Raw genomic sequence first — 21,156 nt, 5'->3', positions numbered from 1 at the left:
CACGACATGTTCGACCTGATCCGGCCCGAATGGGCCTGGGGGCTCGCCGGGGGCCTGATCATCGGCCTCGCGGCGGCCGTCTTCCTGCTGTTCAACGGCCGCATCATGGGGGCCTCGGGGCTGGTGGGCGGCCTCGTCGACGGCACCGGGCGCGGCAGCGCCGCGGAACGGCTGGCGTTCCTCGGTGCGCTCGTGGCGGTGCCGGGCCTGGCGGTGCTGGCCGCTGGCGGCGCCGACACCCACGTCACCCCGAACCTCGCGGTGCTGGTGGTGGCGGGGCTGGCGGTCGGCGTCGGCACGCGGATTGCGAACGGCTGCACCTCGGGACACGGGGTCTGCGGCATCTCGCGCCTGTCGCTGCGCGGGATCGTGGCGACCGTCTTCTACCTGCTCGGCGGTGGCATCGCCGTTCTGGTGGCGCGGCATCTGCTGGGGGTGATCTGACATGGCACGGATGCTGTTCGCGGCCCTGTCCGGCGGCCTTTTCGGCCTCGGCCTGCTGATCTCGGGCATGACCGACACGCGGCGCGTGCAGGGCTGGCTCGACGTCTTCGGCAACTGGGATCCGACCCTCGCCTTCGTGCTGGGCGGCGCCATCGTCCCGATGTTCGTGGCCTGGCGCATCGCCGCCCGGCGCAGCGCATCGGTGCTGGGCAGTGCCCTGCCCGCGCCCCCCGACCCGCGGCTGGGCCACAACCTCGTCCTCGGTTCGACGCTGTTCGGCCTGGGCTGGGGCCTGGCGGGGCTGTGTCCCGGCCCGGCGATGGCCTCGATCACCTGGGGCGGAACCGGCGGGCTGGTCTTCCTTGCGGCGATGCTGGCCGGTATGGTGGCCGCGCCTGCGGTGCGGCTGCGCGTCGACCGGCTGGCCGCAACGCCCACCTGAGAGAGCCCGATGGACATCCGCCAGATCACGCCCGACTATGCCGTCTCGCCCCAGATCGCCCCCGAAGACCTTCCCGCGATTGCCGCGCAGGGCTTCACCACGGTCATCGACAACCGCCCCGACGGCGAGATCCCGCCCGACTGGCACACCGCCGCGATGCGCGCGGCGGCCGAGGCGGCGGGGCTGACCTTCGTGGCCAATCCGGTGATCGGTGGCGCGCTGACCATGGCCAATGTCACCGCCCAGGCCGCGGCCATCGCCGCCGCGTCCGGCCCGGTGCTGGCCTATTGCGCCAGCGGCAACCGGTCGTCCATCGTCTGGGCGCTGGCCCATGCGGGCAAGCTGCCGACCGACGACCTGATCGGCCTGCCCGCCCGCCACGGCTACCAGTTGGAAGGGCTGCGCGCCCAGATCGACGCGCTGGCCGCCGGGGCCTGAACGGCCCCGTCGGACCTAGCCCGTCCCGGTGCGCCGCACCGCCTCCTCCGCCGTCGCGATGCCCGGTGCCAGCGAGCCCTGGCCCCGCGCCGCGGCCGGGCTCTCGGGCTGGATGCGCAGCGCGCGCATGCCCCGGGTCTGGCCCATCCGCCCGCCCGCGACGCGCAGCCCGTCGGGCCCCTCCAGGTCGATCCGGTCGATTGCGGCGGCGCCAAGGCGCAGCACCTCGCCCGGCGCCAGCGCCATCACCTGAGACAGGGGCAGCGTCACGCGGGCGATCACCGCCTCCAGCGTGGCACCCGCGCCCATCACCTGTTCGGCCAGCGCGGCGCGGAACACCATCGCCGCCGCCGCATCCCCGGCCGCGCTGCGCGGCGGCGGCGCGCTGCCCCGTCCCGCCGCCGGCAGCGCCAGAACCACGGCGCCGGACTTGGCGCCGCCGCCGAGGCTCGCCTCGACCCGCAGCAGACGGAAGGACGCATCCTCCAGCAGCAGGCCCAGCGGCCGCGCATCCTCCAGATGCACGGAACTGCGGAAGCCCGCCGCCCATACCCGATCACCGTCCTCCTCCAGCGCCGCGTCCAGCGCGGCGAGCGCGCCATCGACCAGACCGGCGGCAATCGCCGCATCGGTGCGCGTCGGCCGGCGCGGCGCGACCGCACGCGCCGTCACGCGGCCCAGCGTCTGCCGTTCGACCAGCGCCGCCAGAACGGCGGGGTCCAGCGCCATGATGCCGGTTGCCCCGCCCGGCCCCTGCAGCACCATGATCAGCCCCCGCTCGGGCAGCAGATCCAGCACCTCGGCCAGGCTGGCAACGCCACCGCGCGGATCGCCCGCCACAAGGTCGAGCCCGCCCGCCCCCTGCGCCGCCCGCGCCAGCGCCAGCGGCCACTGCGCCTCGGCCCCGCGGCCCGCGGCGGCCGGGGGGGCCGATGCCCCGATCTTGCGCCTGATCCCGTTCACGCCGCCCTCCGTGCCTGCCCGCAGGCTAGACACGCCGGGCTTGCCAAAGCGTTAAGCGCCGCAGGTCACGCAGCCTTCTCCAGCCGCAGCGGCAGCGTCACCCGGAACGCGGCCCCCCCCTGCCCCGGAAGATAGCCGATGGTGCCGCCCAGATTCGCCATCACCTCGCGGCAGATCGCCAGTCCCAGACCCGCCCCCCCGGCGCGGGTCTGGTCGGTCAGCCGCGCGAACTTCTCGAAGATCAGGCCCTGCTTGTCGGCCGGAATCCCCGATCCGTTGTCGATCACGTCCACCGTCACCCGGCCCGCGCGCTGCCGCACGTTGATGCGCAGCTCCGGCGCCGCCGCGTCGCAGTATTTCCGCGCGTTCGAGATCAGGTTGATGAACACCTGCGTCAGCCGGTCGCCATCGGTGCGCACGTGGATATCCTCGGCCCCCGGGTCGCGGTGGATCACGAAATGCCGTTCGGGCCGGGTATGGGCGGCGGCCGTCACGGCGCGGTCGATCATGCTGCGCAGGCTGACCAGCCCGAGGTTCAGCTGCACCGTCCCGTTCTCCAGCACGCTCAGATCCAGCAGGTCGTCCAGCAGGCGGGTCAGACGCTTTGCCTCGTCATGGATGATGCCCGCATATTTCGCCGACAGTTCAGGCGGCGTGTCGCCCTCCATCATGATCTCGGAAAACGCCCGGATCGAGGTCATCGGGGTGCGCAGCTCGTGGCTGATCTGGCTCAGGAAGGCATCCTTCTGCACGCTCAGCTGCGTCAGCTTCTCGTTCGCCTCGCGCAGGGCCCGGGCGGTGCGCGTCAGCTCCACCTCGCGCGCCTCCAGCCGGGCGGAATACTCCATGATCTGCGCGGCCTCGTTGGCCACCGCCATCAGATCCTCGACCGACACGGCCGCCCGCCCCGCGATCTGGCTGATCATCGCATGGGCGGTCGCGGCGCCCACGGAACCCGCCAGCCGCCGCTCCAGCCCCGCGATGAAGGCCGGCGTCGGGTCCGGCAGCATGCCTGCCTTGCCCTGCGCCCGCGCCTCGCCCTCGAACAGCGCCTGTGCCGCCTCGTCGCCGAGGATCCGCTGGGCCATCACCAGCAGCGCCTCGGGCTCCGCGCCGCCCCGGCTCCATTCCTCGGGGCCGCCGCGCTCGTCGAACACGTTGACGAAGGCCGCGCCCTGCACCCGTTCGACCGGGCCGGGGAATGTGGCGATCGACACTGTCAGGAAGGCCGCCGCGTTCAGGATCAGCGACCAGAACAGCGCATGGATCAGCGGGTCCATGCCCGTCACCCCGAACAGCGCGCGCGGCCGCAGCCAGCCAAGGCCCCACGGGCCCTCGGCAAAGACCCGGGCCGGGATCACCGCATCGGGGCCGAAGGACGGCAGGAACAGCGTGTACATCCAGACGACAAAGCCGATCGACAGCCCCGCCGCCGCCCCCGCGCGCGTGGCCCCGCGCCAGAAGATGCCCCCCACCATCGCGGGCAGGATCTGCGCCACGCCGACAAAGGCGATCAGCCCGATGGCGGCCAGCGCCGCCGACCCGCCCGACAGCCGGTAATAGGCATAGCCCAGCGCCAGAACCGCCGCGATCGACAGCCGCCGCGCCGTCAGCACCAGCCGCCGCAGGTCGCCCGCCACCGCCGCACCCGGCTGGAACCGCAGCCACAGCGGCATCACCACATGGTTCGACACCATCGTGGCCAGCGCGATCGCCTCGACGATCACCATCGAGGTGGCGCTGGAAAACCCGCCGAGGAAGGCCAGCATGGCAAGCCCGCCCTGCCCCTCGGACAGGGGCAGTGTCAGCACGAACATGTCGGGGTTGGCGCCCTCGGGCATCCGCTCCAGCCCGACCACGGCGATCGGCACCACGAACAGGCTCATCAGGAACAGGTACAGCGGAAAGGCCCAGCTTGCGGTGGCCAGGTGCCGCTCGTCGGCATTCTCGACCACCAGCACCTGGAACATGCGCGGCAGGCAGATCACCGCCGCCCCCGCGCAGAACAGCAGCCCCGCCCAGCGCGACGGGTCCAGATCCCAGTCGCCGATGCGGCTGGCGTCGATCCGCGCGATCACGTCGGCGGGCCCCCCGGCCAACCCCCAGACGACGAACACCCCCACCGCCAGCAGCGCCACAAGCTTGACCACCGCCTCGACCGCGATGGCCGTCACCACCCCGGTATGCTGTTCGTTGGCATCGAGGTTGCGGGTGCCGAACAGGATGGTGAACAGCGCCAGCCCCCCCGCGACCCAGATCGCCGTTGTCCCCGCCTCGCCCCCGAACCCCTCGGGCGCGTCCTGCACGAACACCCCGAAGGACAGCGTGACCGACTGCAACTGCAGCGCGATGTAGGGCGTCGCCGCCACCACGCAGAGCAGCGTCACGATCACGCCCAGCAGGTTCGACTTGCCGTAGCGGCTGGAGATCAGGTCGGCGATCGAGGTGACGCGCTCGCGCCGCCCGATCCGCACCAGCTTGCGCAGAATCCACCACCAGCCGACGAACACGATGGTCGGCCCCAGATAGATCGTCAGGAACTCCAGCCCCGACCGCGCCGCATAGCCGACGGCGCCATAGAACGTCCAGGCTGTGCAATAGACCGACAGCGACAGCGTATAGACCAGCGGGCTGCGCAGCCAGCCCACCCGCCCCTCGGCGGCCCGCCGCTCGACCAGAAAGGCCACGAGGAACAGGAACACCACATAGGCCAGCGAGGCGAGGACAAGCAGGTTGAAGGGCATGGCCTAGTCCTCGCCCTCCCGCCCGCGCGCTTCGTCCGCAGCCAGCCGCCGCGACAGCAGCACCGCCGCCAGAACCAGCGCCGCCCAGACCGCGAACAGGTAGATCCCGTCGGGCGCGGTGTCGCGTGTCTCGGTCTGGCCCGGCGCCCAGAGGATCGGCAGCAGGCACAGGAAGATCCCGATCACCGGCAGCAGCCGCGCCGCATCGTGCAGGCGGCGGCGGCGATAGTGCCCGGCATTCAGGAACAGCGGCCGCTTGCCCGTCATTCCCGCGTCACCCGCGCAAGGCCCCGCACCGCCTCCAGGAAGGCGGCATTGGCAAAGGGCTTGGCCATGAACAGGTCGGCCCCCGCCGCCTCGGCCTCGGCCCGGTCGCGGCCCTGGCTGCGCGCCGTCAGCATCAGCACCGGCAGCGTGGCGGTCGCCGGATCGGCCCGCAGCGCCGCCAGCACCTCGACACCGCTGATCCCGGGCAGCATCACGTCCAGCACCAGCAGGTCGGGCGACAGCTGGCGCACCATCCCGGCCGTTTCCCTGCCCCCGGCATCCACCGTCACCCGCCAGCCCTCGCGCTGCAGCAGATAGCGCATCGCCTCGGCAATGTTCGGCTCGTCCTCGATGACCAGCACATGCCCGGGCGCGTCGCACCCGCCGCCGGAAGACGCGGCCGCCGGATGCCCGATGCCAGGTTCACCCATCGCTCCCTCCACCCGCCGCCTCCCCGCGCCGGTCGTCCGGTCCGACTATCGACCGAAACCCCTGCCCCTGCCAAGCCCCGCGTCATCCCAGCCCGGCCCGCGCCGCCGCGCTGGCCGCCGCCGCCGTCGACAGGATCGACGGTTCGCGCCGCGCGGCGCAGCCGTCGCGCGGGCAGACGCGGCAGGCCCCGCCCAGCCGCAGCACCCCGCCCTCGCCCCCCTCGGGCGAGATCAGCATCGCCGCCCGGCGCAACTCCGCGCCGCCGAACCCGTCCGGATGCCAGGCCTCGCAATAGGCGCGCAGCCGGAACCGGCGGGGGATCAGGCCCGGCACCTCGCCCAGCGCCTCGACCGGCTGCATCGGCCGCCCCAGCGCGGCATAAAGCGGCCAGAGCGGGCAGGCCCCGCCGCCCCGGGGCATCGGAAAACCTGCCATCCCCTTGCGGATCAGGATCGCGCCCGAGGCATCGCAGATCACCAGGCCCTCGGCCGCCCCCGGCAGCATGGCCACCCGGCGCATCGCCGCCACGCCACCGGCACCGAACCGCGCCCCGGCGCGCAGCGGATCGCCCCCGGCCTCTGCCAGCGCCGCGCGATAGGCCGCCGCGGGCATCCGCGCCGCATCGCGCGCCGCCTCGTTCACCCAGTCCGCCGCCAGCCGCCGCGCCGCCCCGCTGGCCATCCGCGCGATGCCGTCGGCCAGCGCCGCGGGCCCCGGTCCGCCCGGCTCCAGTTCCGGCAGGTGCCAGCCGCGCGCCGCCAGCCAGTCCTCCAGTTCCTCCAGCGGAGCCGCCGCCACGCCCGCCGCCGCCGCCTCGCCCGCATCCAGATAGGCCACCAGCGCCTCGGCCCCGGCCACCAGCCGCTCGCTGTCCTCGTGCAGGTTCGCGTGGAACCGGCGACGCCACTCCGGCGCGATGTCCTCGCCCTCGGCCAGGATCGCGGCGGTCGACCGCACGCTCGCCGCCGCGCTCAGCACCTCGTGCAGCGCCTGGCTCAGGTGGGTGTCCTGCCCGATCCGGTCGGCCAGCGCCTCGACCAGCCGGTCAAGCTGCCCGATCCGCCGCGCCTGCGCCTGCACCAGCGCGGCCCAGCCCGGATAGCGCCCCGCCAGATCCTCGGCACGGTCGGCCTCGGCCCCCGCCTGCGGCATCGCCGCCGCCGCCAGCCGCATGTCCTCGACCCGGGCCGACACCCCGGCCTCGGCCAGGCTCTCGGGCTCCACCCCCAGGACCGCCCCGATCCGCGCCAGCAGATCGGCCCCGATCCGCCGCCGGTCATGCTCGATCAGGTTCAGATAGGCGGCCGAGATCCCGGCACGCCGCGCCAGTTCGGCCTGCCGCAGCCCCAGCCGCTCGCGCGCCGCGCGCACCCGCGCCCCCGCCTGTGCCGCTACCGCCATGGCCACCCCCGCCGCGCGCCCCCGCAGCGCCAGCCTGCCCCGGCCGGGGCGCGTTTACAACAGGCTGTAAATTCCGGCCCCCCGCCGGCCGCGAAACCGCGTACCGCCCGGCCCGTCCGGAATCACAGGGGGCGCGCCGGTTCCCCGGCGCGCCCCCTGCCCCTGTCACCGGCTCACTTCAGCGCGGCGTCGGTGATCTCCAGCGTATAGGCCATGCCCTCGGGCGCCTTGGTGATCGCCGGGTTCTCCGCCGACACCGCCGACAGCAGCGAGGCCACCGTCTGCTCGAAATCCGCCGGGTCGAGCGCGCCCGACGACCCCGCCGTCAGCTTGGCGACCTCGCCCATCATGTAGGTCTGGTGCTCCAGCGTCTGCAGGCCGGTCTGGTCCGCGTCTACGACGATCTGCGCCGCCTCGGCCGGGTTGGCCTCGGCATATTTCCAGCCCTTCATGCTGGCCCGCACGAAGCGCACCATCTGGTCCTTGAACGCCGGGTCGGCCAGACGGTCCTCCATCACGTAAAGCCCGTCCTCCAGCACCACGACGCCCTGGTCACGATAGCTGAAGAACGCCAGGTCGTCGGGCTTGTAGCCCGCATCCAGCACCTGACCGTATTCGTTGTAGGTCATCACGCTGATGCACTGCGCCTCACCCTTCAGCAGCGCCTCGACGTCGAAGGCCTGCTTCAGCACCGTGACGCCGGCCGCGCTGCCGTCGGTGGCCAGGCCCAGCTTGGCCATCCAGGCATAGAACGGGTATTCGTTGCCGAAGAACCAGACCCCCAGCGTCTTGCCCGGGAACTCGGCGACCGAGGTCACGCCCAGGTCCTTGCGGCAGACGAACGACAGCCCGCCGTTCTTGAACGGCTGCGCGATGTTGACCAGCGGCACGCCGCGTTCCCGCGCCGCCAGGCCCGCCGGCATCCAGGTGGTGATCACGTCGGCGCCGCCGCCCGCGATCACCTGCTCCGGCGCGATGTCGGGCCCGCCCGGCAGGATGTCCACGTCGAGGTTCTCCTCGGCATAGAAGCCCTTCGCCTCGGCGACGTAATAGCCCGCGAACTGCGCCTGCGTCACCCATTTGAGCTGCAGCCGCACCTTGTCCTGTGCAAATGCGCCGGTGGCCGCAAAGGCCATCACCAGCGCTGCCGTCAGTGTCCGTTTGATCATCCCGACCTCCATGTTGTCATCCCCGCCCTCGCTGCGACGGGTGCCAGAACGTGACCCGGGCCTCGGCCCAGGCCACGAGCCCGTAGAACGCGGTGCCCGCAAGGGCCGCCACGCATATCTGTGCCCAGACCATCGGCAAGGCCAGCGATCCGACCGCGGTCGAGATGCGGAACCCCATGCCGCGGGTGGGAGAGCCGAAAAATTCGGCAACGATGGCCCCGATCACCGCCAGGGTGGTGGCGATCTTCAGGCCGTTGAAGACAAAGGGCATGGCTGCGGGCAGCCGCAGCTTCCACAGCGTCGGCCAGTAGCCCGCGCCATAGGTGCGCATCAGGTCGCGCTGCATCCGCTCGGCGGCGGCCAGGCCCGCCACCGCATTCACCAGGACCGGAAAGAACACCATGGCGAACACCACCGCTGCCTTCGACTGCCATCCGAAACCGAACCACATCACCATGATCGGCGCCACCCCCACGACGGGCAGGGCCGCCACGAAATTGCCCACCGGCAACAGCCCCCGCGTCAGGAACGGCGACCGGTCGATCAGCACCGCCACCGCCACGGCCGCGCCGCAGCCCATGGCATAGCCCGTCATCGCCCCCTTGACGATGGTCTGCACGAAATCCGACCACAGGATCGGCAGGTTCCCGGCGAATGCGGCCGCGATCACCGTGGGCGCCGGCAGGATCACCTCGGGCACCGCGAAGGCCCGCACCGTGCCCTCCCACAGCGCCAGGACCGCCAGCCCGAACAGCGCCGGAACGGCGATCCGCGCCGACCCCCGCAGCCGCGCCGCCAGCCAGATGTTCAGCCCCCAGGCCGCCAGCCAGAACGCCACCGCCGGCACCAGCGCGCTCATGGCCTGACCCCCATGCGCCGGTCGGTCAGCCGCTGCAGCGTGCCCACCGCCACGATCAGCACACCCGCCACGATGGCGGCCGCGAACAGCGAGGCCCACATCAGCAACGGCTGGCCGAACTGGCTGGCCACCAGCATCCGCGCGCCCAGGCCCTCGACCGCGCCCGTCGGCAGCTCGCCCACGATCGCGCCCACCAGCGCCGCCGCGATGGCGATCTTCAGCGAGGCAAAGAAATAGGGCATCGACGCCGGCAGGCGCAGCTTGACGAAGCCCTGCACCGGGCTGGCGTTCCAGGTGTTCAGCAGGTCCACCTGCATCGCATCCGGGCTGCGCAGCCCCTTGACCATTCCGACCAGCACCGGAAAGAACGACAGGTAGGCCGCGATGATCGTCTTCGACACCAGCCGGTTCTCCACCCCCAGCCGCTCGCCCAGGCCCAGCGAATTCGACAGCACCACGATCATCGGCGCCAGCGCCACGATCGGGATGGTCTGGCTGATCACCGCCCAGGGCATGACCGAGGCTTCCATAACCCGCGACCAGACGATCGCGATCGCCAGGCCCACCCCCACGACGATGCCCAGCCCGAACCCCGTCAGCGTCGCCTGAAGCGTGATCCAGCCGTGATAGACCAGGCTGCGCTTCGATGTCACCGGCTGGCCGGTCACACCCTTCCACAGCTCCGCCGCCACCTGATGCGGCGCCGCCAGCAGCGGCCGCGCCTCGGACATCGTCGCGGCAACCACCTGCCCGGTGGTCAGCTCGACGCCCGCCCGCGCCGCCGCCTGCCGCACCTGCGGCGCGTTCATCCACACCGTCGCGGCATACCACACCGCCAGGATGATCCCCAGAACGGCCAGGACGGGCAGCGCCTTGCTCATGCCAGACCCCTGTGGCGGCAGACTGACGGCCAGACGCGGGCCAGACGCGGGCCAGACGGATGCCAGACCGTTAACCCTCCGTTCATCATCGGCCGGTCACAACGCATCGCCATGCCCCGCCCGCAGCCCTTCGCGCACCCGGTGCGCGATCTCGATGAATGCGCGGCTGTCGCGGATATCCAGCGGCCGGTCGCGCGGCAGGGGGCTGTCGATCACGTCGGTGATGCGCCCCGGGCGCGGCGACATCACCACGATGCGGGTCGACAGGAAGACCGCCTCGGGGATGGAATGTGTAACGAATCCAATGGTTTTTCCCGTCCGTGCCCAGAGCTTCAGCAACTCCTCGTTCAGCCGGTCGCGGACAATCTCGTCCAGCGCGCCAAAGGGTTCGTCCATCAGCAGGATGTCCGCGTCATAGGCCAGCGCCCGGGCGATGCTGGCACGCTGCTGCATCCCGCCCGACAGCTGCCAGGGAAACTTCCCGCCAAATCCATCAAGTTCAACCAGTTGCAGCGCGTTCTTCACACGCCGTTCCTGTTCGTCCCGGTCATAGCCCATGATCTCCAGCGGCAGCCGGATGTTGCCCGCGATGGTCCGCCACGGATACAACCCCGCCGCCTGGAACACATAGCCATAGGCCCTTGATTTCCGGGCTTCTTCCGGGCTCATGCCGTTCACCGTCAGCACCCCCTCGGTCGGCGTCTCCAGCGCCGCGACACAGCGCAGGAAGGTCGTCTTGCCGCACCCCGAAGGGCCGATGAACGACACGAAATCGCCCTTTCCGATCAGCAGGTTGACATCCTTCAACGCATGCACCGGTCCGTCGGCGGTGGCAAAGGTCAGCCCGACCCCGCGCGCCTCGATCACCGGATGCACCGGCACGTCGCGCGGCATCAGACCGACCTCATCAGGCCGCCGTCCACGCGCAGGCTCTGCCCCGTGATGTATCCCGCACCCGCAGACAGCAGGAACGCCACCGTTGCCGCGATTTCCTCTTCCTTTCCATAGCGTTGCATCGGAACGGCCGCGCGCCGCTCCGCCGTCTCGGGCAGGCTGTCGATCCAGCCCGGCAGCACGTTGTTGATGCGGATGTTCTGCCCCGCATGGCTGTCGGCGTAGAGCTTGGCAAAGGCACCAAGCCCCGCCCGGAACACCGCCGATGTCGGAAACATCGCCGAGGGTTCGTCCACCCAGGCGGTCGAGATGTTGACGATCGCGCCGCCGCCCTGCGCCTGCATGATCGGGGTGACCAGGCGCAAGGGCCTGACGACGTTCAGGAAATACACTTCCATCCCGGTCGCCCAATCGGCATCGGACAGATCCAGCAGCGGTGCGCGCGGCCCGTGGCCGGCCGAATTCACCAGCGCGTCGATCCTGCCCCAGCGGTCCATCGCGGCATCGACCAGGCGGCGCAGGTCCGCCTCGGACCGGTTCGAACCGGTCACACCCACCCCGCCCAACGCCGCCGCAAGCGCCTCACCCTTGCCGGAAGACGACAGGATTCCAACCTCATAGCCGTCATCCTTCAACCGGCGCGCACAGGCGGCCCCCATGCCGCTGCCGCCCGCGGTGATCAGCGCAACCTTCACTCAGACCCCCGTGGCGGGCACGCCCGTCCGTTCCACGGGGCGCGGCGCGGTCAGCGCCTTCCACTGGCTCAGCGCGCGGTTCACGGCGGGCCGCGCGGCACGGCCGACGAACTGCCCGTGCCCCTCTTCGGTCCGCACCGCGCCGTCCTGCACCGCAACCTTGCCCCGGGTCAGGGTGAACCGCGGCAGGCCCTTCACCGCAACCCCCTCGAACACGTTGTAATCAATGGCGGATTGCTGCGCCCCTGCGGTGATCGTCTTTGCCTTCTCGGGGTCCCAGACCACCAGATCGGCATCCGCCCCCACCAGAACCGCACCCTTCCTCGGATACAGGTTCAGGATTTTCGCGATGTTCGTGCTCGTGACCGCAACAAATTCATTCGGCGTCAACCTTCCGGTGTTAACGCCATGGGTCCAGAGCACCGGCATCCTGTCCTCCAGCCCCCCCGTCCCGTTGGGGATCTTCGAGAAATCACCCATCCCGAACCGCTTCTGCGCCGTCGTGAACGCACAATGATCCGTCGCCACCACCGACAGCGACCCCGACTGCAGCCCGGCCCACAGGCTCGCCTGATGCGCCTTCGACCGGAACGGCGGGCTCATCACCCGCCGCGCGGCATGGTCCCAGTCGGGGTGGAAATACTCGCCCTCGTCCAGCACCAGATGCTGGATCAGGGGTTCGCCCCAGACGCGCTTGCCCTGGGCACGCGCCCGGCGGATCGCCTCATGCGCCTCCTCGCAGGAGGTATGCACAACATATAGTGGCACGCCCGCCATATCCGCCAACATGATGGCCCGGTTGGTGGCCTCGCCCTCCACCTGCGGCGGGCGGCTGTAGGCATGCGCCTCCGGCCCCCGGTTCCCCTCGGCCAGCAGCCGCGCGGTCAGTTCCGCCACCACGTCGCCGTTCTCGGCATGCACCATGGCCAGACCGCCAAGGTCTCCAACCCGCTGGAACGACTGGAACATCTCGTCGTCGTTCACCATCAGGGCGCCCTTGTAGGCCATGAAGTGCTTGAAGCTGGTGACGCCCGCCTTCACCGCGTCCGCCATCCCCTCCCACACCTTCTCGCCCCACCAGGTCACCGCCATGTGGTAGCTGTAGTCGCAGTTCGCCCGCCCCGCCTTGTTGTGCCACATCTGCATGGCGTCCATCGGCGCCTGCCCCTGCCCGGGCAGCACGAAATCCACCACCATCGTGGTCCCGCCCGACAGCGCGGCGCGCGTGCCGCTCTCGAAATCATCGGCCGAATAGGTGCCCATGAAGGGCATCTCCAGATGCGTATGCGGGTCGATCCCGCCGGGCATCACATAGCAGCCGGTGGCGTCAAGCACCTGATCTCCCTTCAGGTTTTCCCCGATGGCCGCGATCCGCCCGCCCTCGACCAGCACATCCGCCGCATAGGACAGATCCGCCGTCACCACCGTCCCGCCCCTGATCGCAACCGAACCCATGGCCCGCTCCCCGTTCTCTTCTTTGCCCAAATACCCTGGGGGTCCGGGGGTGAAACCCCCGGGCGGCCGCCTCAGGATACCACCTCCGCCACCTCAAGCACCGCATGCAGCAGCACATCCGTCCCCGCCGCCGCCCAGTCCGGGCTGATCTCCTCGGCCTCGTTGTGGCTGAGGCCATCCACGCAGGGGCACATGATCATCACCGTCGGCGCCACGCGGTTGATCCAGCAGGCGTCGTGGCCCGCGCCGCTGACGATGTCCATGTGGGAATACCCCAGATTTTCAGCAGATTGCCGGACGATCTTCACCAGGCCGGGGTCGAAGGTGACGGGGTCGAAGTGGCCCACGTCCTCGATCTCGCAGCCCAGCCCCAGCTCCCTCGCCACCGCATGCGCCGCCCGCATCACCTCGGCCTTCATCGCATCGAGCTTCGCCTGCTCGGGGCTGCGGATATCGACCGTGAACACCACGCGGCCCGGGATCACGTTGCGCGAGTTGGGGTAGACGTTGCACTGGCCCACCGCACCCACCGCGTTCGGCTGGTGGCTCATGGCGATCTGATGCACCCGTTCGGTGATCCGTGCCATCCCGAGGCCCGCATTCACCCGCATGTGCATCGGGGTCGAGCCGGTGTGGGCATCGCGGCCGGTCAGCGTGACCTGCAGCCACCAGAGCCCCTGCCCGTGGGTCACCACGCCGATGTCCTTGCCCTCGGCCTCCAGAATCGGCCCCTGCTCGATGTGCAGTTCCAGCATGGCGTGCATCCGGCGGGCGCCGACCGTCTCATCCCCGACCCAGCCGATCCGCTTCAGCTCATCGCCGAACGTCTTCCCCTCGGCATCGACGCGGCCATAGGCGTAGTCCTGCGTGTGCATGCCCGCAAAGACGCCAGAGGCCAGCATGGCGGGGGCAAAGCGGGTGCCCTCCTCGTTGGTCCAGTTGGTCACGACGATCGGGCGGCGGGTTCTGACCCCCATGTCGTTCATCGTCCGCACCACCTCGAGCGCGCCCAGAACCCCCAGAACTCCATCATATTTTCCGCCCGTGGGCTGGGTATCCAGATGGCTGCCCATATAGACGGGCAGCGCCTCGGGGTCGGTGCCCGCGCGCGTTGCGAACATCGTGCCCATGGTGTCCACCCCCATGGTCATGCCTGCATCCGCACACCAGCCCGCGAACAGGTGCCGCCCCTCGCTGTCGGCATCGGTCAGGGTCTGGCGGTTGTTGCCGCCCGCGATGCCGGGGCCGATCTGCGCCATCTCCATCAGGCTGTCCCACAGCCGCGCGCCGTTTATGCGCAGGTTCTCGCCGGGTGCTGGCATCCGCTTGCTCTCCCTGTCCGCCGGGGCTGTGGTCGCCCCGTTCGTGGCCACGGGACCGATTCCGATCCTGACCGATTGGTAAAAAGGAGCGCACCATGCCCCGCAAGGCCGGTCAAGAAAAATCCCGCCCCTTTCGGGGGCGGGATGCCGCATCGGCAGGCAGGTGCCTGAAAACGGATCAGGCGGCAGCCGGGCGCAGGCCGCCCGTCGCGGCCCTGCGGCGCGCCGCCGGAAGATAGCGCGCATAGCCAAGGTCGGCATGCTCGATCTCGGGCCGCCGCCCCGACACCACGTCGGCCAGCACCCGGGCGGAACCGGCCGCCATGGTCCACCCCAGCGTGCCATGCCCGGTGTTCAGCCAGAGGTTCGGCATCGTCGAGGCCCCGACGATCGGCGTTCCGTCGGGCGTCATCGGGCGCAGCCCGCACCAGAAGGAGGCACCCTTCAGGTCGCCGCCGCCGGTGAAAAGTTCGCCCACCGATTTCTCCAGCGTGGCCCGGCGGCGCGGGTTCAGCGACAGGTCAAACCCGGCGATCTCGGCCAGACCGCCCACGCGAATGCGGCTGCCCAGTCGCGTGATGGCGACCTTGTAGGTCTCGTCCATGACCGTCGAGACCGGCGCGCGGCCCTCGTCGATGATGTCGGCGGTGATCGAGTAGCCCTTCACCGGATAGACCGGCAGGCGCATCCCCAAGGGCGCCGCCAATGCCGGCGAATGCGACCCGAGCGCCAGCACGAAGCCATCCGCCGTCAGGAATCCGTCCGTGGTCATCACGCCGGTGATGCGACCGGCGCGCTCCACCAGATGCGCGATCCCCACCCCCCAGCGGAAGGTCACGCCCAGGTCCCGGGCCTTGTCGGCGAGGGCGGTGGTGAACTTGAAGCAATCGCCGGTCTCGTCCCCCGGCAGGCGCAGCCCGCCCGCGATCAGATGGGCCGAACCCGCAAGCCCCGGCTCGGCGGTCACGCAGGCGGCGCGGTCCAGCACCTCGAAGGGAACCCCGTCGGCCCGCAGGACGGCGATGTCCTTTTCCGCCGCCGCGACCTGCTTTTCGGTGCGGAACAGTTGCAGGGTGCCTTGCGTGCGCTCGTCATACCGCACGCCGGTTTCCGCGCGCAGGCCGATCAGGCAGTCGCGCGAATATTCGGCAAGCCGCACCATGCGCGACTTGTTGCGCTTGTAGGCCGGGGTCGTGCAGTTCGACAGCATCCGCGCCATCCATTCGACGCGCTGCATGTCCAGCCTGGGCTGGAGGACCAGCGGCGCATGGGCCTGGAACATCCACTTCAGCGCCTTCATCGGGATGCCCGGGGCGGCCCAGGGGGCCGAGTAGCCGGGGCTGACCTCGCCTGCATTGGCGAAGGAGGTTTCCATCGCCGGGCCGGACTGGCGGTCGATCACCGTCACCTCATGGCCCTGCCGCGCCAGTTCGAAGGCCGATGTGACCCCGATGACGCCCGCACCCAGAACGATGATCCGCATGTCCGCCTCCTGCACCCCGGCGGACCGCTGCCCGCTGCGGCAGGAGATGCCAGCATCAGCGGCGAATATCTTCGCGTTTCCTTGCGGTGCGGTGGAGGTTCATCGAAGATTCGTCGGCACTATCATTCTTTTGCGCAACATCGCGCCCGGCATCGGCGAATCACGCGACGAATCCGCTTCGGAAAGGTCATGCCGCGCGGGTTTCTGCGGCCGGGCGCCCCTGCGGCATGCCCGCGCGATCAGACGCCTGCGCCGGGCAGGCCCGCGGCGGCCAGCCCGTCGCGGATGCGCGCCTCGTCCGCCGGGGACAGCGGCAGGCGGGCGAGATGGGCGTCAAGCGAATACTCCGGGTTCAGGTCGGCCAGTTCCGCCCAGGTCCGCCGCGCGGCGGCCACCTCGCCCAGATGGCCCAGGGCCGAGGCCAGCATGGCGCGCGACAGGTCGGTCTGCGGCGCGACCCGGATGCGTTCGCGGAACGTGTCGGCGGCGGTGCGGTACTGCCCGCCCACCAGATAGGCCAGCCCCATGAAATGCAGGAACTGCTGCGCGAACACCGGATCAAGCCGGATCGCCCGTTCCAGATGCGGCACCGCCGACAACGGGTTGCCGCGATACACCAGGATGTGCCCCAGGGTGCCATAGCCATTGGCAAAGTTCGGGTTCAGCCGGATCGTGCGCTCGGCCGCCGCCTGGGCGCCATCCAGGTCCTTGCGGTGCAGTGCCACGATGGCCATGGCGTTGTGCGCCAGCGGCTCCTCGGGGTTCTTCGCCAGGGCCAGCGCGGCATAGCGGGCCGCATCGCCCAGCGGGTCGGGCGCGTCGGTCAGCCGGTTGGTCAGGTCGACCGTGTGCAGGATGCTGAGAAACGCATAGGCCCGCGCGTAGTTCGGATCGAGGTCGATCACCTCGTGCATCATCCCCAGAACCTTGAGGAACATGTCGCGCCCGCCGCTCGGCTGGTGCAGCATCTTTTCCCAGTGCTCGCGCGCCCGCAGCAGCAGGTCATGCGCCGCCATGTTGGTGGTGCCCCGGTCGGCCAGAAGGGCGCGCTCGACCGGGCGCAGCCGCACCTTCAGGGCGCCCACGATCTCCATCGTCACCTCGTCCTGCACGGCGAAGATGTCGGTCATGTCCCGGTCATAGCGATCGGCCCACAGGTGATGGCCGGTGCGCGCGTCGATCAGCTGCGCGGTGATCCGCACGCGGTTGCCGGCCTTGCGGATCGAGCCTTCCAGCACCGACGTCACGCCAAGGTCGCGCCCGACCTCGCGGATGTCGACGGTCCGGCCCTTGTAGACGAAGGACGAATTCCGCGCGACGACGATCAGCCCGCCGACCTTCGACAGGTCGGTGATGATGTCCTCGGCCATCCCGTCCGAGAAATACTCCTGCTCGGGATCGCCCGACATGTTGGTGAAGGGCAGCACCGCGATCGACGGAATCTCGGGTTCGGCGGCGGCCACGCCAGAGGCGCCGGCCAGCCCGCCCCATGCCCAGGCGCGCACCGGCGCCGCGATGTTCTTCAGCACAAGCTCCCCCGCGTCGGAGAAATCCAGCGGCACCTTGCCGCGCACCTGCGCATGCACCGCGTCCGACACAAGAAGCCCGCCCTTGGGCGCCAGCGGCTCCAGCCTGGCGGCCACGTTCACGCCGTCGCCGAAGATGTCGCTGCCCTCGATCACGATGTCGCCCAGGTTGATGCCGATGCGGAACAGGATCGGCGTCTGGCCGTCACGCGCGGCGTTGAAGGCGGTCATCGCACGCTGCACCGCCACCGCCCCCTCGACGGCATCGACCGCGCTGCCGAACTCGACCAGGGCGCCGTCGCCCATCGTCTTGACGACACGCCCCTCGCGCGCTGCCACGGCCGGGTTGAACACCTTGGCCCAGACGTCGCGCAATGCCGACAGCGTGCCCGCCTCGTCGGTCCCCATCATCCGCGAATAGCCCGCGACATCCGCCGCCAGAACCACCGCCAGCCGTCGCTGCACGCGCGCCTCGGTCATCCGTATCCATCCTTCCGCCCGGCCGCCCCGGTCGGTGCGGAGTGCCTTGCGCCCCATGTCGTCATTCCGGGCGCAAGGTTCAATGCACCACGCCGCCCTGCACAACCGTTGCGCGCCGTTGTGCCGAACGGCCCCGCCTCAGTGCAGCCGTTTCAGCACATCGGCCAGCGTGCCGATCAGCGTGTCGATGTGATGCGTCTCGATCATCAGCGGGGGCGACATGGCGATGATGTCGCCGGTCGTGCGGATCAGGATGTTGCGGTCATAGGCATCGAGGAAGGCGCTGAAGGCACGCTTGGTGGGCTCGCCCGCGATGGGGTCGAGTTCCACCGCACCGATCAGCCCCATGTTGCGGATGTCGATGACATGCGGCAGGCCGCGCAGGCTGTGCAGCGCCTCTTCCCAATAGGGGGCGATGGCGGCAGCACGCTCGAACAGGCCCTCCTCGCGATAGACCTCCAGGGTCGCGATCCCGGCCGCGCTGGCGATCGGGTTGCCCGAATAGGTGTAGCCGTGGAACAGTTCGATCATGTGCTCGGGGCCCTGCATGAAGGCATCATGCACCGCGGCCGTGGTCAGCACCGCGCCCATCGGGATCACCCCGTTGGTCAGGCCCTTGGCAGTGGTCATCATGTCGGGCAGCACATCGAAATACTGCGCGGCAAACGGCGCACCCAGGCGGCCGAACCCGGTGATCACCTCGTCGAAGATCAGCAGGATGCCGTGCTTCCGCGTGATCGCGCGCAGCTTTTCCAGGTATCCCCTGGGCGGAAGGATCACGCCCGTCGACCCGGCCACGGGTTCGACGATCACGGCAGCGATGGTCTCGGCCCCGTGCAGCGCCACGATCCGCTCCAGATCGTCGGCCAGATGCGCGCCGTGCTCGGGCTGGCCGCGCGTCCAGCGGTTCTGGTCGGGCACATGGGTATGCGGCAGGTGGTCGACGCCGCCCAGCAGCGTGCCGAACACCTTGCGGTTGTTGACGATCCCGCCCACCGAGATGCCGCCGAAGTTCACCCCGTGATAGCCGCGTTCGCGCCCGATCAGCCGGGTGCGGGCGCCCTCGCCCCGGGCGCGGTGATAGGCAATCGCCAGTTTCAGTGCGGTTTCAACACTTTCCGAGCCGGAGTTCGTGTAGAACACATGCTCGATGCCCTTGGGCGCAATGTCGATGATCCGGTTCGCCAGTTCAAAGGCCACCGGATGCCCCATCTGGAAGGCCGGCGCGTAATCCAGCTCGGCCGCCTGCCGCTGGATCGCCTCGGTGATCTTGGGGCGGCAATGCCCGGCGTTGCAGCACCACAGGCCCGCCGTGCCGTCCAGCACCTGACGGCCGTCGCTGGTGGTGTAGTGCATGTCCCTGGCGCCCACGAACATGCGCGGCGCCTTCTTGAACTGCCGGTTCGCGGTGAACGGCATCCAGAAGGCATTCAGGTCGTTGGGCGTGGGCTTGCGGTCGAGCGCCATGGCAGGGTCCTGTCGGGTAAATGGGGGGCGCCCGGCGAAGCGTTTGACCGGACGGTCAAGGCCACGTTAGCATCCCGCCCCGTGCCGTCAAGGCCGGGCCCGAATCCCCAAAGGCTGCCGACATGCCCCTACCCCGCCCGCGCACACGCATCCAGCAGAAGAACCGGGAAACGATCCTCGATGCGGCACTCGAGGTGTTCTCGGCGCTCGGGTTCCGCGGCGCCACGCTGGACCAGATCGCCGAGGTGGCGGGCCTGTCCAAGCCGAACCTGCTGTACTACTTCCCCTCGAAGGAAGCGATCCACCAGGCCTTGCTGACCGAGCTTCTGGATACCTGGCTCGACCCGCTGCGCGCGATGAACCCGTCGGGCGACCCGGTGGACGAGGTGCTGGCCTATGCGCGCCGCAAGCTCGATCTCGCGCGGGACTATCCGCGCGAAAGCCGCCTGTTCGCCAACGAGATCCTGCAGGGCGCGCCCCGCATGCGCGCCGCGATCGAGGGCGATCTGAAAACGCTGGTCGATGACAAGGCCGCGCTGCTGTCGCGCTGGATGGACGAGGGGCGGCTGGCCCGCGTGGCGCCGCATCACCTGATCTTCTCGATCTGGGCGCTGACCCAGCACTATGCGGATTTCGACGTGCAGGTGCGCGCGGTCCTGGGCCCCGGGCACGATCCCTTTGCCGAGGCGGGCGATTTCCTGAACACGCTGCTGCACCGGGTGCTCGAACCCCGGCCCTGACAGCGTCAGACGGCGGCGCGATCGCCCGACCCGCGCCGTGCCCGGTCGCGCGCCTCAAGCTGCGCCAGCACCGACAGCAGCGTCTCCGACCGGCTGGCCCGGGCCGCGGGCAACGCGGCGGCCCGCACCAGGAACGCCACCTCGGGTTCCGGCGCCGCATGCAGGACGGCCGCGCGCGGCATCACCGCGACCGCCGCCGCCGACAGGACCGAGGCCCCGACCAGCCGCAGCTTGGTGCCCCGCCCCGTGCGGGCGCGGCGGGTGATGCTGTCATGCCCGGCACGCGCGACTTCGGTTCCGATCGCGCCATAGATGCGCCGTGCCGCCTCGATTCCCGGGCGGCAGGACAGCGGCAGCGCCGCCACCCCGGCCCCGGCGCGGATGTACAGCCTGTCCGCCTCGGCCAGCAGCCGCGCCACCATGGCGCGCACCGCCGGCGTGGGCTCGGGCCGGCGCAGAAAGGCGGCCTCGGACATGCCGGCCGCCGCCAGCCAGTCGCGCGGCAGATACAGGCGCCCCGCCCGCGCATCCTCGCCGACGTCCCGGGCGATGTTCGTCAGCTGCATGGCCAGCCCCAGGTCGCAGGCCCGCGCCAGCGTGTCGGGCGCGCGGGCACGCATCAGGACGCACATCATCGCGCCCACCGCCGCCGCGACGCGCGCGGAATAGTCCAGAACCCCCGACAGCGTGTCATAGCGCCGCCCCACCGCATCCCAGGCCAGCCCCTCGAGCAGCGCGTCCGGCAGCGCGCGGGGCATCGCGAACCCGTCCACCACGGCGGCGAAGGCGCGGTCGGCGGGTGCATTGCGGGGGCGCCCGGCATAGACCAGGTCCAGCCGGTCGCGCAGCGCCAGGACGGCACGGGTCTTGTCTGCGCCCTCGGCTTCGGCGCCCTCGTCCACCGCGTCGTCGGCCAGCCGGCAGAAGGCATACAGCGCCAGGGCCGGGTCGCGCACCGATGGCGGCAGCAGGCGCGAGGCGGCATGGAACGACAGCGACCCGGTGCGGATTGCCGCGCGACAGGCCGCCAGATCGGCCGCGGGGATCGCCACCG

20 protein-coding genes are annotated in these 21,156 nt (G+C 70.5%); 4 read left to right on the top strand and 16 right to left on the bottom strand.

Going from position 1 to position 21,156, the window contains the following annotated elements; all coding sequences use genetic code 11:
* Positions 1 to 18 precede the first annotated feature (18 nt).
* From KF887_11020 to KF887_11010, 3 genes are read left to right on the top strand one after another with little or no spacing between them, the layout of a single operon-like run.
* Positions 19 to 444 (top strand): YeeE/YedE family protein, encoded by a 426-nt coding sequence (locus KF887_11020; GenBank protein QYK43531.1) that lies wholly within the window; start codon positions 19 to 21, stop codon positions 442 to 444.
* A gap of 1 nt (position 445) precedes the next feature.
* On the top strand, positions 446 to 886 hold the full coding sequence (locus KF887_11015) for a hypothetical protein (GenBank protein QYK39994.1): 441 nt from the start codon (positions 446 to 448) through the stop codon (positions 884 to 886).
* A 9-nt stretch (positions 887 to 895) separates the two neighbouring features.
* The gene (locus KF887_11010) at positions 896 to 1,324 is read left to right on the top strand and encodes a TIGR01244 family phosphatase (protein ID QYK39993.1); all 429 of its coding nucleotides are present in this window, start codon (positions 896 to 898) and stop codon (positions 1,322 to 1,324) included.
* Between the two features lie 15 nt (positions 1,325 to 1,339).
* Here the strand turns inward: KF887_11010 and KF887_11005 are convergent, their stop codons facing one another.
* The 15 genes from KF887_11005 to KF887_10935 all read right to left on the bottom strand — a co-directional run bounded on the left by KF887_11005 (position 1,340) and on the right by KF887_10935 (position 19,362).
* Positions 1,340 to 2,287: a FliM/FliN family flagellar motor switch protein gene (locus KF887_11005; GenBank protein ID QYK39992.1), complete on the bottom strand. Its 948-nt coding sequence runs from the start codon at positions 2,285 to 2,287 to the stop codon at positions 1,340 to 1,342.
* A 65-nt stretch (positions 2,288 to 2,352) separates the two neighbouring features.
* On the bottom strand, positions 2,353 to 5,031 hold the full coding sequence (locus KF887_11000; GenBank protein QYK39991.1) for a sodium:solute symporter: 2,679 nt from the start codon (positions 5,029 to 5,031) through the stop codon (positions 2,353 to 2,355).
* Positions 5,032 to 5,034: 3 nt separating this feature from the next.
* Entirely contained in the window at positions 5,035 to 5,298 is a 264-nt protein-coding gene (locus KF887_10995) for a hypothetical protein (GenBank protein ID QYK39990.1), read from the bottom strand.
* The gene (locus KF887_10990; GenBank protein ID QYK39989.1) at positions 5,295 to 5,729 is read right to left on the bottom strand and encodes a response regulator; all 435 of its coding nucleotides are present in this window, start codon (positions 5,727 to 5,729) and stop codon (positions 5,295 to 5,297) included. Before KF887_10990 ends, KF887_10995 begins: the two co-directional genes overlap by 4 nt.
* Positions 5,730 to 5,811: 82 nt before the next feature.
* Entirely contained in the window at positions 5,812 to 7,131 is a 1,320-nt protein-coding gene (locus KF887_10985; protein ID QYK39988.1) for a helix-turn-helix domain-containing protein, read from the bottom strand.
* A gap of 173 nt (positions 7,132 to 7,304) precedes the next feature.
* Positions 7,305 to 8,300, bottom strand: a complete 996-nt coding sequence (locus KF887_10980; GenBank protein ID QYK39987.1) for an ABC transporter substrate-binding protein — start codon at positions 8,298 to 8,300, stop codon at positions 7,305 to 7,307.
* 16 nt (positions 8,301 to 8,316) lie between these two features.
* Positions 8,317 to 9,159: an ABC transporter permease gene (locus KF887_10975; GenBank protein QYK39986.1), complete on the bottom strand. Its 843-nt coding sequence runs from the start codon at positions 9,157 to 9,159 to the stop codon at positions 8,317 to 8,319.
* Positions 9,156 to 10,040, bottom strand: coding sequence for an ABC transporter permease (locus KF887_10970; protein QYK39985.1), 885 nt, complete (start codon positions 10,038 to 10,040; stop codon positions 9,156 to 9,158). Before KF887_10970 ends, KF887_10975 begins: the two co-directional genes overlap by 4 nt.
* 96 nt (positions 10,041 to 10,136) lie before the next feature.
* Positions 10,137 to 10,934, bottom strand: coding sequence for an ABC transporter ATP-binding protein (locus tag KF887_10965; protein ID QYK39984.1), 798 nt, complete (start codon positions 10,932 to 10,934; stop codon positions 10,137 to 10,139).
* Positions 10,934 to 11,593, bottom strand: coding sequence for an SDR family oxidoreductase (locus tag KF887_10960; protein QYK43530.1), 660 nt, complete (start codon positions 11,591 to 11,593; stop codon positions 10,934 to 10,936). Before KF887_10960 ends, KF887_10965 begins: the two co-directional genes overlap by 1 nt.
* Positions 11,594 to 11,629: 36 nt before the next feature.
* Complete coding sequence (hydA, locus tag KF887_10955; GenBank protein QYK39983.1) at positions 11,630 to 13,084, bottom strand: dihydropyrimidinase; 1,455 nt, start codon at positions 13,082 to 13,084, stop codon at positions 11,630 to 11,632.
* Positions 13,085 to 13,155: 71 nt separating this feature from the next.
* Positions 13,156 to 14,406 carry a Zn-dependent hydrolase gene (locus tag KF887_10950; GenBank protein QYK39982.1) on the bottom strand — a complete coding sequence of 417 codons (1,251 nt, stop codon included), beginning with the start codon at positions 14,404 to 14,406 and terminating at the stop codon, positions 13,156 to 13,158.
* 178 nt (positions 14,407 to 14,584) lie between these two features.
* Positions 14,585 to 15,889, bottom strand: a complete 1,305-nt coding sequence (locus KF887_10945; protein ID QYK39981.1) for a D-amino acid dehydrogenase — start codon at positions 15,887 to 15,889, stop codon at positions 14,585 to 14,587.
* A gap of 239 nt (positions 15,890 to 16,128) precedes the next feature.
* Positions 16,129 to 17,895, bottom strand: a complete 1,767-nt coding sequence (locus KF887_10940; protein QYK39980.1) for a tetratricopeptide repeat protein — start codon at positions 17,893 to 17,895, stop codon at positions 16,129 to 16,131.
* Positions 17,896 to 18,033: 138 nt separating this feature from the next.
* Positions 18,034 to 19,362, bottom strand: coding sequence for an aspartate aminotransferase family protein (locus KF887_10935; protein ID QYK39979.1), 1,329 nt, complete (start codon positions 19,360 to 19,362; stop codon positions 18,034 to 18,036).
* Positions 19,363 to 19,484: 122 nt separating this feature from the next.
* Here KF887_10935 and KF887_10930 point away from each other — a divergent pair, with 122 nt between their 5' ends.
* The gene (locus KF887_10930) at positions 19,485 to 20,102 is read left to right on the top strand and encodes a TetR family transcriptional regulator C-terminal domain-containing protein (GenBank protein QYK39978.1); all 618 of its coding nucleotides are present in this window, start codon (positions 19,485 to 19,487) and stop codon (positions 20,100 to 20,102) included.
* Positions 20,103 to 20,107: 5 nt separating this feature from the next.
* Here the strand turns inward: KF887_10930 and KF887_10925 are convergent, their stop codons facing one another.
* Positions 20,108 to 21,148, bottom strand: a complete 1,041-nt coding sequence (locus KF887_10925) for a phytoene/squalene synthase family protein (protein QYK43529.1) — start codon at positions 21,146 to 21,148, stop codon at positions 20,108 to 20,110.
* Positions 21,149 to 21,156: the final 8 nt, after the last annotated feature.

This window comes from Paracoccaceae bacterium (genome assembly GCA_019454225.1).
In the GTDB taxonomy this organism is placed as follows: Bacteria; Pseudomonadota; Alphaproteobacteria; order Rhodobacterales; family Rhodobacteraceae.
Note: the sequence above shows the minus strand (reverse complement) of the source record. Positions and strands in the feature narration are given on the sequence as shown.

Excerpts from the sequence above, each read along its gene's own strand:
- KF887_11015 (QYK39994.1), top strand. The coding sequence starts at position 446 with ATGGCACGGATGCTGTTCGCGGCCCTGTCCGGCGGCCTTTTCGGCCTC.
- KF887_10960 (QYK43530.1), bottom strand. The coding sequence starts at position 11,593 with ATGGGGGCCGCCTGTGCGCGCCGGTTGAAGGATGACGGCTATGAGGTT.
- hydA (QYK39983.1), bottom strand. The coding sequence starts at position 13,084 with ATGGGTTCGGTTGCGATCAGGGGCGGGACGGTGGTGACGGCGGATCTG.
- KF887_10985 (QYK39988.1), bottom strand. The coding sequence starts at position 7,131 with ATGGCGGTAGCGGCACAGGCGGGGGCGCGGGTGCGCGCGGCGCGCGAG.
- KF887_10945 (QYK39981.1), bottom strand. The coding sequence starts at position 15,889 with ATGCGGATCATCGTTCTGGGTGCGGGCGTCATCGGGGTCACATCGGCC.
- KF887_10975 (QYK39986.1), bottom strand. The coding sequence starts at position 9,159 with ATGAGCGCGCTGGTGCCGGCGGTGGCGTTCTGGCTGGCGGCCTGGGGG.
- KF887_10995 (QYK39990.1), bottom strand. The coding sequence starts at position 5,298 with ATGACGGGCAAGCGGCCGCTGTTCCTGAATGCCGGGCACTATCGCCGC.
- KF887_10965 (QYK39984.1), bottom strand. The coding sequence starts at position 10,934 with ATGCCGCGCGACGTGCCGGTGCATCCGGTGATCGAGGCGCGCGGGGTC.
- KF887_10950 (QYK39982.1), bottom strand. The coding sequence starts at position 14,406 with ATGCCAGCACCCGGCGAGAACCTGCGCATAAACGGCGCGCGGCTGTGG.
- KF887_10980 (QYK39987.1), bottom strand. The coding sequence starts at position 8,300 with ATGATCAAACGGACACTGACGGCAGCGCTGGTGATGGCCTTTGCGGCC.
- KF887_10940 (QYK39980.1), bottom strand. The coding sequence starts at position 17,895 with ATGACCGAGGCGCGCGTGCAGCGACGGCTGGCGGTGGTTCTGGCGGCG.
- KF887_10970 (QYK39985.1), bottom strand. The coding sequence starts at position 10,040 with ATGAGCAAGGCGCTGCCCGTCCTGGCCGTTCTGGGGATCATCCTGGCG.
- KF887_11000 (QYK39991.1), bottom strand. The coding sequence starts at position 5,031 with ATGCCCTTCAACCTGCTTGTCCTCGCCTCGCTGGCCTATGTGGTGTTC.
- KF887_10930 (QYK39978.1), top strand. The coding sequence starts at position 19,485 with ATGCCCCTACCCCGCCCGCGCACACGCATCCAGCAGAAGAACCGGGAA.
- KF887_11010 (QYK39993.1), top strand. The coding sequence starts at position 896 with ATGGACATCCGCCAGATCACGCCCGACTATGCCGTCTCGCCCCAGATC.
- KF887_10935 (QYK39979.1), bottom strand. The coding sequence starts at position 19,362 with ATGGCGCTCGACCGCAAGCCCACGCCCAACGACCTGAATGCCTTCTGG.
- KF887_10990 (QYK39989.1), bottom strand. The coding sequence starts at position 5,729 with ATGGGTGAACCTGGCATCGGGCATCCGGCGGCCGCGTCTTCCGGCGGC.